General features: G+C 49.3%; 10 protein-coding genes. 1 reads left to right on the top strand and 9 read right to left on the bottom strand.

Annotated elements, in window-relative coordinates; genetic code table 11:
- Nucleotides 1-18: 18 nt before the first annotated feature.
- On the bottom strand, nt 19-486 hold the full coding sequence (locus Q0372_RS04975) for a hypothetical protein (RefSeq protein WP_298103328.1): 468 nt from the start codon (nt 484-486) through the stop codon (nt 19-21).
- Between Q0372_RS04975 and Q0372_RS04970 the strand changes: the two genes are divergently transcribed.
- Nucleotides 464-721, top strand: coding sequence for a hypothetical protein (locus Q0372_RS04970; RefSeq protein WP_298103325.1), 258 nt, complete (start codon nt 464-466; stop codon nt 719-721). The two genes, Q0372_RS04975 and Q0372_RS04970, sit on opposite strands and share 23 nt — an antisense overlap.
- Before the next feature lie 169 nt (nt 722-890).
- Here Q0372_RS04970 and Q0372_RS04965 read toward each other — a convergent pair whose 3' ends face one another.
- The 8 genes from Q0372_RS04965 to argH form a co-directional block, all read right to left on the bottom strand.
- The gene (locus Q0372_RS04965) at nt 891-1,745 is read right to left on the bottom strand and encodes a universal stress protein (RefSeq protein ID WP_298103323.1); all 855 of its coding nucleotides are present in this window, start codon (nt 1,743-1,745) and stop codon (nt 891-893) included.
- A 20-nt stretch (nt 1,746-1,765) separates the two neighbouring features.
- Nucleotides 1,766-3,880 (bottom strand): polyribonucleotide nucleotidyltransferase, encoded by a 2,115-nt coding sequence (locus Q0372_RS04960; protein WP_298103320.1) that lies wholly within the window; start codon nt 3,878-3,880, stop codon nt 1,766-1,768.
- Nucleotides 3,864-4,562 (bottom strand): phosphoribosyltransferase family protein, encoded by a 699-nt coding sequence (locus Q0372_RS04955; protein ID WP_298103318.1) that lies wholly within the window; start codon nt 4,560-4,562, stop codon nt 3,864-3,866. Before Q0372_RS04955 ends, Q0372_RS04960 begins: the two co-directional genes overlap by 17 nt.
- 20 nt (nt 4,563-4,582) lie before the next feature.
- Nucleotides 4,583-6,841: an LPS-assembly protein LptD gene (locus Q0372_RS04950; protein ID WP_298103314.1), complete on the bottom strand. Its 2,259-nt coding sequence runs from the start codon at nt 6,839-6,841 to the stop codon at nt 4,583-4,585.
- Entirely contained in the window at nt 6,828-7,265 is a 438-nt protein-coding gene (locus Q0372_RS04945) for an RDD family protein (RefSeq protein ID WP_297948867.1), read from the bottom strand. The genes Q0372_RS04950 and Q0372_RS04945 overlap by 14 nt, the downstream gene beginning before the upstream one ends.
- Nucleotides 7,262-8,518, bottom strand: coding sequence for a phosphoribosylamine--glycine ligase (gene purD, locus Q0372_RS04940; RefSeq protein ID WP_298103311.1), 1,257 nt, complete (start codon nt 8,516-8,518; stop codon nt 7,262-7,264). The genes Q0372_RS04945 and purD overlap by 4 nt, the downstream gene beginning before the upstream one ends.
- A gap of 242 nt (nt 8,519-8,760) precedes the next feature.
- The gene (locus Q0372_RS04935; protein ID WP_298103309.1) at nt 8,761-9,393 is read right to left on the bottom strand and encodes a uroporphyrinogen-III synthase; all 633 of its coding nucleotides are present in this window, start codon (nt 9,391-9,393) and stop codon (nt 8,761-8,763) included.
- A gap of 782 nt (nt 9,394-10,175) precedes the next feature.
- Complete coding sequence (argH, locus tag Q0372_RS04930; RefSeq protein WP_298103368.1) at nt 10,176-11,549, bottom strand: argininosuccinate lyase; 1,374 nt, start codon at nt 11,547-11,549, stop codon at nt 10,176-10,178.
- Nucleotides 11,550-11,664 lie beyond the last annotated feature (115 nt).

Genomic DNA, 11,664 nt, shown 5'->3' with positions numbered 1-11,664 from the left:
GGAGTTAAATTTAAAGCTCTATTCTGCGGCGCAATCGGTTAGGTCTTGGAGTTCCATGGTGTAGTTCGGCTCCTCTCCGAACAAATCACGATCTCTATATACCTCTAAAATTTCTTTTAGTAAATACAAAATATCTTGCTTATTAAGACTTTGAGTATGATTTGGTTTTAAATCTAGGAGTTTCCAGATTCTATGAAATTTTTCTGGATTTAAAGTTCTATTTATAATAATTTCATAATCCATAATCAACTCTAGTAATTCATTATTATAATATAGAATCCAAATAGTTTCTGTACTAAGCGCATGATCAAACTCATTACTAGGAAAGTTATGAAGACACCACATCCAATAATTTCTACTTTTGTCAATAGTCCATTTTCGTTTGTTAATAAATTCTTTATACGGCGGATTATATTTATAAAATATTTCACTCAATCCATACTTTTTATCATCCTCTTTGGTGATGATTGCATTTTCAAACGCCATCTGCGCTCCTTGGAATTTAAAATTTAACGTGCAAGCGGAAATTTTAAGTGCAAATTTATGCGAAATCCACGACGCAGCCGAAAACGGTAAGCATGGAAATTCCAAACTCGCCGCGCTTAAAGGTAGACCTACGAGCTTGCCGCGACCGCTAACTCTGCTCGCCGCGGATATATTTGCTCCGCTAGCCGTAGCAAAGCAAACGCGGCTAGTCAGCAAAGCTAGCGATAAAAATTAATCGCAGCAACCCATCCGTAAGAAGCATAACTGCACTATTTACGGGCGAGCTAGCAAAGTCATGGCGGCGAGCCGATTAAAATTTAAGCTTTAGCTTGCGACGCTTAAAAGCCGATTAAGCTTAGACGCAGTGCGGGCGGTGTGCCGCGACACGGTGTCTAGGCTTCAAGCTACATTAAGACTGGAATTTTCGTCTTTTGTAGGAAGTATTTCGACGCGCCGCCTAAGAAAATTTCTTTTATGCCGCTGTCCGAGTGCAAGCCCGCGACTATGAGGTCGAAATCGCCCGCGTCAGCATACTCTAGTAGCACCTGTCCCGGGATCTTGCCCTCGGCGTTTAACGCCTCAAAAACATCGATTTTAACGTCATGCAAGGCTAGATAGTCGCTTATGCGGCGCTTCGTTTCGGCAAGATCATCTTGAAGGTAGTGGTTTGCGGTGATGACGGTGACGGATTTGGCGCGCTGTAAAAGCTCTAGCCAATTATCGAGCGCTCGCGCAGACGCCGCAGTGCCGGTAAGCGAAACTAAAATTTTATCCGCCTTGAGCTCCTGCAGCTTGCGCGGTATGACGATGCAAGGCTTGCCGCTTTTAGTGACCGCCGCCTCGAACGTGCCAGTGATAGAGCCAGTAGGCGGCACCGAGACCAGCACCAAATCGCAATACTTGGAGTATTTCTCGACCAGCTCGGAGCGGATGCCTACCATATGCCTCAAAGCGGCGCTATTTGGGACATGATCGTCGTCGTTTTGATCTAAGCCCAGCTTAGCGCATTCAGCGTCGAAGATAGCTTTGATCACCTCGCGCTCGGCCTGCATCTCATCGCCCGCGGATTTTAAAAATTCCTCCATCAGCACGCCGCCTTTTAGCGTCATGCGGACGTTGTAGATCATCTTAGGATCGAGCTGGCACGCCATTATGTTGATGTGCGTACCGAAAAATTTATTCACTAGTAGCGCTCCGTGTATGCGCTCGGCTAGCTCCTCGCCGCCGCCGATAGGGAAAAATATCTTTTTAAGCTGCATCTCATACTCCTATTAAAATTTTAAGCCAGTTCCAGTGAAATTTTAGAGCCTTTCTGCTCGGTCACGCGCACGCGCACGATGTCGCCCGCACGATAAGGCGTCGTGATAAATTTAGCGCGCAGCAATCCGTCCACGCCGTCTCGCAGCGAGATGAAGGTGCCGAAATCCAGTACGCTTTGCACCACACCGTCAAACTCCTCGCCGATCTGAAATTTTACCTCTTTGCGTTCACCGCGCGGCTTGCGAAAATCGCGAGAATTTGAAACTATCGATAAAATTTTCTCTTTCGCGCCCGATACGCCGCTAGCTTTGGCGCCTTGGATCTTGACCTCGCCCTTTTCGCGATCCAGATCGATATTTACGCCGAAGCTTTCGGTGATCTCTTTGATGACCTTGCCGCCCTGACCGATGATGTCGGGGATTTTGCTCGCCTCGACGCTAAAAATTTCAAGCTTCGGAAGCACATCTTCATTTATGACGATTGCCGCGTCCGCCTGCTCCATAAGGCCCAAAATATGCGCACGAGCCTGCTTTGCCTGCGCGAGAGCCTCTTTTAAGACCTCCAGGCTAATGCCGCCGAGCTTAATATCCATCTGAAGCGCAGTGATGCCCTCGTAGGTGCCCGCGACCTTAAAATCCATATCGCCGTCGTGATCCTCAAGCCCCATTATGTCGGTTAGCACGGCGTGTCTTTCGCCCTCAAAAATCAAGCCCATCGCTACGCCCGCAACGAGCTTTAGCGTAGGCACGCCCGCTGCTCGGAGAGAAAGCGCACCGCCGCAGACTGAAGCCATCGAGCTTGAGCCGTTGCTCTCTAAAATTTCGCTCACTACGCGGATAGACTGCGGCGAGTTTAGATCGATGCTCGGATATAGCGCTCTTTTGGCTAAATTTCCATGTCCCAGCTCTCGTCTGCCGGGGCTTTTGAGCGGACTTGCTTCGCCGACACAAAAGCCCGGGAAGTTGTAGTTAAACATAAATCTATCGCTGATCGGCTCAAGCTGCGTTAGGCTGTCGCTTAGCTGCGCGTCGCTATCGCCGCCTAGCGTAGTGACGACCAGAGCTTGCGTCTGTCCGCGCGTAAATAGGCAGCTTCCATGCGCGCACGGTAGGATATTTGTCTCGATACTGATCGGGCGCACCTCATCAAGCGCGCGTCCGTCGGCTCTGCGGCGATCCTCGATGATCTGTGTGCGGATGATGCCGCGCTTATACTTGCCGATGACGCTAGAGATCACCTCTTTGCTCCATTCGTTTTGCGCCGCAGCCTCGGTCGCTAAAATTTGATCCACGATTTTGTTTAGTTCAGTAGCACGCTCGCTCTTTGCCATCTGATTGATTGCCGCTTTGACGGCGTCTTTGTAGTTTGCGTCGATAAAATCCGCGATATCCTCATCCTCGATCTCAGGCTTGTACTCTAGGCTCGCATCGGGCTTTTTAAGCGGCAAAAAGGTCTCTTCGTAGGCGTTTGAACCCGCGCTTATCGCCTTTGCGGCAAAATCGATCGCATCTACCATCAGATCTTCGCTAAATTCATTCATCTGCTGCGCGCCGCCATTAATCTGCGGCAAAGAGCGCATCTCGATCATCAAAAGCTCATCGCCGACGCCCGCTACGTAAAGATCGAGTGCGCTAGCTTTAAGCGCGGAGTTGCTTGGATTTAAGATGAAGCTTCCATTTTGATAGCCTATGCGCACGCCGCAAACGGGCGCTTTAATCGGGATGTCGCTAAGATATAGCGCCGCGGACGCCGCATTAAGAGCGACGACTTGCAGATCGACCTCCGGATCTGCCGATAGCACGTAAACTACGATCTGCGTCGGATACGCATAACCCTTCGGAAAGAGTGGGCGCAGCGAGCGGTCTATGATGCGGCTCGTTAGAGTCTCAAAATCGCCCGGCTTGGTCTCGCGCTTGATGTAGCCTCCGGGGATTCTGCCCGCTGCGTACATTTTTTCGATATATTGCACGGTAAGGGGCAAAAAGTCCTCCTGCACCTGCGTCTCTTCGCGCGCTACGGTAGCGAGCACGACGGTATTTTTCACACGCAAAAGCGCCGCACCCGCGGCTTGCTTTGCGACCTTATTGATATCGAAAATTTCGGTATTGCCATTTACTTCAATTTTGCACTGCATTAATTTTCTCCTTGTTTTTGTTAGTCTCGTGAAACGGCAGATAAAGCGGGCATTTGTTTAAAATTTGCATTATCTCCTCCGCGCTTGAGAGCGTTTTCTCTTTGTAATAAAAATCCACATTCACAAAGTCTCTGATCTTGTGAACGGCATAAATTCCATCTACTAGCATGGCGATCTCGTCTGCATTATCGCTGCCGATAACGGGCGTGGCATAAAAGATCGCTTTGGCGTTTAAGCTTACGAGCGTCTTTATGCAAGTAAGCGCGGTCAGCCCGCTCTCACACCCCTCATCTACCAAGATGACGTTTTTTTTCTCCAAATTTCCCAAAAGCTCGCCCTTGCGAAATTTATACATATTTTTTAAAATTTTCTCCTCATAAAGTCTGTTTGCCTGTCCGTAAACATAATCCAGGCTGATGCCGAAGCTTCGCACGAGCTCATCCACCATCACGATCTCTTGGGTTTCGCTTACGCACGCGATCGCACATTCAGGATTATTTGGCGCTAAAACGGGTTCTGTAAATAAAAACTCATAAGCAAGCCCTAATTTTAGAGCAAGATGGTTTGCGATAGGAAGCGACTCTAGTGACTGGGCGATTATTAGAAAATTTTCGTTTTTGATCACGGTAGCGGGTAAAATTTCTGAAAGTTTCATCGCGGCGTCGATTTGGTTTTCAAACATCAACTCGGCTCTAGGCGTCATTATTTTTCGCTTCCGTATTCGCTATCTACCGAAAAATCATACCCCACTCCGCCGAACGGATAGAAATTTACGAGAAAGTAAATTCCGCGCTCCTTGCTTGCTTTGCTGTAGCCAGTCGTACTGGTATTTTTAGGCTCGATATCCTCTTGATACACAAAAGAGTAATTCCAACACTTGCGCGTATGAGAAAGCCCCACGCGCCACATTTTAGAATAAGATCGCTCCAAGTCGTAATCCCAACGCCCAAAAATTTTATTATTCCTAGGCAAATTTACCGAAGCATTTACGATGCCGTAGTTATCTTTCGTATAGCGTTTAGGCTCCATGCTTAGCTTTTCGTATTCGTAAGCGTGACTAAGTCCAAAGCTAAAATCGTCGTTGGAGTAGTTGGCGTAGGTATAGACCTTATCGAAGCTTTTATATTTATGCGAGTAGGTAAAGCGGTTTCCGATATTTAGCCCATTTGCAAAATACGCATCGATGCGGTGTTCTAAATCGTCGAACTCATGATCGTCGAAGTCATATCGCTGCTTGACGCTATGGCGTAAAAATTTACGTCCGTCTTCATTATAGAAAAACTGCGTCATACTTAAAGCTGCATTTTCGTGAGTGTATTCGTCACTAAGCTCGCTTAAGAAGTTATCCTCCCAATAAAGCGAGTCTTGCAAGTTACCCAGCCGCGAACGATCTACTGCGCCGCGAGCAAGGTCGTATTTATACTGATGATACTTTAAAATTCTATCCTCGATGTCGCCTTGCTGCCATCCGGGAATTCTAAAATCCGCTCTCCAGCTCATCGTATGATACAAGCTATCGTAAGCCCTGGCTACGTCGGTGTAGAGTGAAAGCTCGGTGTATTGATTAGCGTAGAAAGTGCTTTTATCCTCGCCAAGATCTCCGTTTGCGTAGTAGAATTTATCGTGCCAATCGATATTGGTCATATACACTCGCTCGGTAAAGGCGAAATTTAAATAATCCGCCAGTAGCGGCGTGCTTATACTAATCGGTACGTCAAACTCGTATTGGCGAGCAGTCGCGCCCTCCCATCTGGTGTAATTACGCGCCTTTGCATCAAGCGAATAGATTAAATTTGGCAGTCCCAAATCATTGCTAAATTTATGATATTGCAGCGTCGGAAGCTCTTGGACGGTATCTTCGTTGCGGAAGGTATTATCGGCGTTTAGCTTGCTTGTATCGATATAGTAGCGTCCGTAAGCGCCAAAATAGTGCTCGTCTGAGGTCAAATAATAATTCAGCCGTGAAGTTACGAGCGAATTATCCGCATCGTTGCCAAGACCTCCCTTTTCCTTCAGATCGTAGTATTCAAGGTCGTTTAGCTGAGTAAAGTCGATCCATAAATTTTCGCGCAGATCGCCGTCTAGCAGATAGGTTGCAAGCTTGCTGCGATCGTATTGCACTTCAAAGCCGTGATGGCGCTCGTTTTTGTATTCGAGGCGTTTTTGCGCTCGCGAGAAGTTATCGAAAACTCCGCCTCTAATCTCGCCGTAAGAATACGGCGACTCCGTAAATCGAAATGTCCCGTATACGCCAAAGCCCCTGCGCGTGCGCACCTGCGGATCGAGCTGAAAATCCCAGCTATCGTAAGGCGCAAAATAGATCGGCTGCTTGTAGTAAATCCCCTCCTTGCTGATGTAGCCGGCCTCGGGAGGCAGCAAGCCCGTGCGACGCGTACGGTCGGTCGGAAAGCCGAAATACGGCAGATAGAGCACCGGCACATCACCCACGTAAAATCTTGGATTGAACAGATGGAGGAATTTGCTCTCTTTATTAAGCATGCCGCTACTAAATTTGATGCGCCAATCAGGATCGGTAACGTTGCAGCTAGATACGCTAGAGCCCTCCACGCGGTAATACTCGCTATCGCTGCAGCTGGCGTCGTTTTGCATCCAAAGCTCAGAGTCCTTGTCCATCATAAAATTTACGTCAGCTTCCTGCTTATCGTTTTTCAGATCGATTTTGACATATTCGGCGCGGGTGGTTTCGCTGCTGCCGCGCATTGCATTGACGTTGCCGAAAAGCTCGATGATGCCGTTTTGTTCGTCGTATGTAGCGCGATCGGCAGTGATAAAGTAGTCCTGCGAATACACCGTTACGTTTCCACTCGCCTCCGTCACAAAGCCATTTTTATCGACATTATCTGCTATAAGCTCGACGTCTTGGACCTTTGCGCTCGCACTGCTTGCTAAAAGAGCGCTAAAACTAAGCGCTAGAATTTTAAATTTTTTACTCTTTTTCAATCTCTACCACCAATGTTTTCGCCGCCATATCATGCAGGCTCTGACGCGAGTTCGTAAAAAGCGCCACCAAAAATCCCATATAAAAGATCATCTCGCTTATCAACCTAACCGCCGCGCGGATCGCTGCAGTAGTGATATCCATAGCGCTGCCGTCGGCGCGGACGCAATAAATTTTAACCGCAAGCTTGCCTAGCGTCGCGCCGTATAGATAGACAAAAATCGCCTGATATAAAAATTTTATTATCGCGTAATGCAAAATGAATTTTGAAGCGATCTTTTGTACCTCAAGATTGCTTCCGCTCTGCGCCGCTGCAACAAGCTCTGGCTCGTCGATAGCAAATAGCACGACCACAAAAAGCGTTACGCTCACCGCTTCGTCGATACTAAACGCAATTACGCGCTTGCTAAGCGGAGCGACGATCAAATTTTATCTCTTAAGGCTTGGTGCGCGATATCGCGCCTATACTGCGCGCCGCTAAATTTTATATTTTTGCACAGCGCGTAAGCCGCATCGCGCGCCTGTTTTAGGCTCTGCGCGACGCCCACGCTTACCAAAACGCGCCCGCCGCTAGCGTAAATCTGCCCCTCCCGCTCGCTCACGCCTGCGTAGCAGATATGCGCTCCCGCGGGAATTTCGCCGACTTCGATCAAAGCAGGCTGCGAAGAGCCGTAAGGGTAGCGCTCGCTAGCCATCACGACGCCCACCGCGAATCGCTCTTTTAAGCTTATGCTACTTAGCTTGCCTACGGCGGCGTTGTATAAAATTTCGCTCAAATTTCCGTCGATTAGCGGCATCAAAACCTCGCACTCCGGATCGCCGAAGCGGACGTTGTACTCCAGCACGTAAGGCTCGCCGCCTACGATCATAAGCCCCACGAATAGAACGCCGCAAAAGGGCGCGCCCTGCTGCTGCATCCCTTTTAGCGTGGGTGCGACGATCTCGCTCTGCACTCTTTTTATCAGCGCGGCATCCGCTAGCGGGCTTGGCGCATAAGCTCCCATGCCGCCGGTGTTCGGGCCCAGATCGCCGTCAAGAAGCTTTTTGTGATCCTGCGCTACGGGCAAGCTTACGAAATTCTCCCCGTCGCAGATCGCAAAAAAGCTCAGCTCGAAGCCTTCTAAAAACTCCTCCACGACGACGCGCTTGCCGGCTTCGCCGAAGCTTTCGCCGCTTAACATATCCGCGGCGGCTTTTTTAGCTTCATCTTTGGAATTTGCGATGATGACGCCTTTGCCAGCGCATAGGCCGTCCGCTTTGACCACGACGCGGCCGTCTAGGGTATCGATAAATTTTGAAATTTCGGATAGATCGTCGCTGCTTAGAAATTTTGCGGTTTTGATATGATTTCGCGCCAGAAAGTCCTTCATATAGGCTTTAGAGCCCTCTAGCTTCGCCGCAGCAGCGCTAGGACCGAATATCGCGAGACCTTGCGCTTTGAAAATATCCACGATACCTTTTGTAAGCGGCTCTTCGGCACCCACGATAGTAAGAGCTACGTCGTTGTTTTTGGCAAAGAGCGCAAGTTCATCAAAATCTTTTAAATCTAAATTTTTACCGAGCGCCTTAGTCGCGCCGTTTCCCGGAGCAAAATACAGATTTAAAACGTTTTTATCCTCGCGAAGTCTTAGCCCGATCGCGTATTCTCTACCGCCGCCGCCGATTATTAGGATATTCAATGAAGCCTCCGTAACGTAAAAAACCCAAGTGAGCGTTGCGTAAAAAGAATCGGCTCAAACAAAGCCAATCTTGCAACTAGGAAAAATCTCTAGGTCGCAACCCGTAACTTTAAAAAAGCTCGAGCCGAGCCGCGTCACACGGACCTCTCACGTCGTCGCTTATACAAATATGTTGAACCCTCATATAAAACGCTCTCGCTTCACCCAGGCTTGGGCAAAATTATAGTCAAAATTTGCTTAAACTATGGCAAAAGCGCCAGATCGACGCAGGATTTTATCGACATTCTTTCGCAGATTATCGGCTCGCAAAACTCGCTCAAAACGCTCGCCGTCGTCCTACCGATACAGATCGCTTTATAGCTCCCGTCCCAGCCGAAATTTGCGGTAAAGCCGCGAACGTTCTTAGGCGAGGTAAAAATCAGCGTGCTGCCCCGCGGCGGCTTTGCGGCGGCAGGCAGGCTAAGGACGCAATTTTCATAGGCGATCACGCTTTGCAGCCACACGCCGGCGCTAGACAGGATCTGCTCCAGCTTTGATACCGTCTGCCTCGCGCGCAGATACAGCGCGTCTGCGCCTTGCAAGAGCGGCGCGATCTCGGCGGCAAACTCATTTCCGTGCCCGTGCTGCGCCGTATAAATGTCGCGAAATCCAAACTCGCGCGCAGCCGCCGCACACGGCTCGCCGATAGCGTAAACGGGCGTATCTAAATCAGGCAAAATTTCATTAAATTTTATCGCCGCCACCGCATTTTTGGAGGTAAAAATTAGCGCGCCCGTCTGCGCAGGCAGGCTAAATTTGAGAAATTTTATCTCACAGACCGCAAGCTGCCTAACCTGCGGATGATCAAATCTCGTATTAGACACCAAATATATCAAAACGCCCTCCATGCTTAAATTTGCTTTGATTCAGCCTCGCCCATGCCTCCACGACGCGTAGAAACGAAGAAAATATTATTTGATTTGCTTCGACTAAATTCAGTTCGCGCCCTATAGATTACGTGCACGCCGCTTAACGCTTAAATTTACTTTGATTAAATTCCGCTCCCAAAAAAATCCGATCCGCCGTCATTAATCTTTGAGCTCAAATTCAATTCTACTCCGCGCCGCCCTCGGCGCCGATTAAAAACTCGCCGCAAAGCTTACTCGCGTCTTTTGCTACGCTTAAACAGCTCCGTGACGGCATACTTTTTTAAAATTCTACCTCGCGGGCGAGGCGCCGAATTCAAGCGCGCTTTTACGCGGGATAGATCTTTTAAATTTCATTTTATGGTTTCAAGCAACGCCTAATCTAAAGCCCGCTTCGTGCGCGCCGCCATTTTTAATTTTACTTCGCGGATTGCGGCGAGTGCCTAAAAACACTGCCGCTCCCGGTCTCGCCCAGCCCATGTATCCTTCACGCAGATCGCCGAAATTATAAAATTTAAAAGATACGACTGCGAAATTTCAAAATGGCAGTTATGAATTTTAAAATTCCATCGCTTCGGTCCTTAAAAATTCCAAAGCCACAACTGTAAAATTTTAAAATTTCGCCGCTTTAGCTCTCAAATTTCGATATCGAGACCCATCCGTCTATTTCGCAGGTCTCAATCAGCGCGACCCCTCCCAAACTTAGCACTAAATTCTGCCCGAGCATCCGTGCGGTACTTAGCCCTCTAAATTTAGCCTTTCAGCCACTCGTTTAAAATTTCAATCTGCGCCTCTACGCTCTCATTTGCCGTGCCTCCCTGCGACTTGCGCGTCTCTTTAGAAGCGTTTAGATCAAGAAATTTAACCGCTCCCGCGTCTAAGCTTTCATCCACGCTTGCAAGCTGCTGCGCGTTTAGCTCGCTCAAATCTAGGCCCAAATTTTCCGCATACGCCACGACCTTGCCCGTAATGAAGTGCGCCTGGCGAAAGGGCACGTTTTTCTCCCGCACGAGATAGTCAGCCAGATCGGTCGCCGTGAGGTGCCCGCGGCGCGTCATCGCTAGCATATTTTGCTCGTTAAATTTAGCCGTTTTTAGCATCTGTTTTAAAATTTCAAGGCTCGCAAGCGCGGTAGCGACGCTATCAAAAACGCCCTCCTTGTCCTCTTGCATGTCCTTGTTATATGCTAGCGGCAAGCCCTTCATCACCGTTAGCAGCGCGACGAGATTGCCGTTTACGCGCCCCGTTTTGCCCCGTATTAGCTCGGCGACGTCGGGGTTTTTCTTCTGCGGCATGATCGAGCTGCCCGTGCTGTACGCGTCGCTGATCGCCACAAAGCCGAACTCCTGCGAGCTCCACAAGATAAGCTCCTCGCACAGGCGCGACGCATGCGTCATCAGCACGCTTACGTTAAACAAAATCTCCAGCGCGAAATCGCGGTCGCTGACGCTGTCCATCGCGTTTGGCGTCACTCCCGCAAAGCCTAGCTGTTGCGCGACCAGCTCGCGGTTTATAGGGTGCGGCGTGCCGGCAAGTGCAGCCGAGCCCAGCGGACAGAGGTTGTTTCGCTCGCGCGAGCTAGTAAAGCGCTCGCAGTCGCGGCGAAACATAAACGCGTAAGCTAGCAAATGATAGGCAAGGCTCACGGGCTGAGCGTGCTGAAGGTGCGTGTAGCCTGGCATCAGCGTGTCCGCGTGCTTGCTAGCGATATCTAGCAGCGCGGCGACTAGCTCGCGAATTTTTTCGGCTATAGCAGCGCCGCTTTTAAGCACGTAGAGACGAAAATCAAGCGCGACCTGATCGTTTCTGCTACGCGCGGTGTGCAGCCTACCGCCAAGATCGCTTCCGATGAGCTCGCTTAGGCGCTTTTCGACCGCCATGTGGATGTCCTCGTCGGCGGTTTTAAACTCAAATTTCCCGCTTTTTATCTCTTCAAATACGGCATCAAGCCCCGCTACGATCTTTTCGCTCTCGCCCTGCTTTAAGATCCCGCAGGCGCCGAGCATTCTTGCGTGTGCCTTGCTGCCTGCGATATCCTCCTGCCAAAGCGCCCTATCAAAGCCGATCGAGGCATTAAACTCCTCCAAAAGCGCCGAACTTGCCTCGCTAAAGCGCCCTTCCCACATTTTTTTCACGCTCGCTCCTTCGTTTAAATTTTCGGTGATTTTTTAAAATTTTAAATCTCGCCGCACAAAATTTGCGGGCGAGAAAAAAAAGTTAAAGCACGTTAAATTCCTAAAA

It is taken from the genome of uncultured Campylobacter sp. (assembly GCF_937997405.1).
GTDB lineage: Bacteria > Campylobacterota > Campylobacteria > Campylobacterales > Campylobacteraceae > Campylobacter_B.
This window is presented reverse-complemented; position numbering and strand designations above follow the sequence as displayed.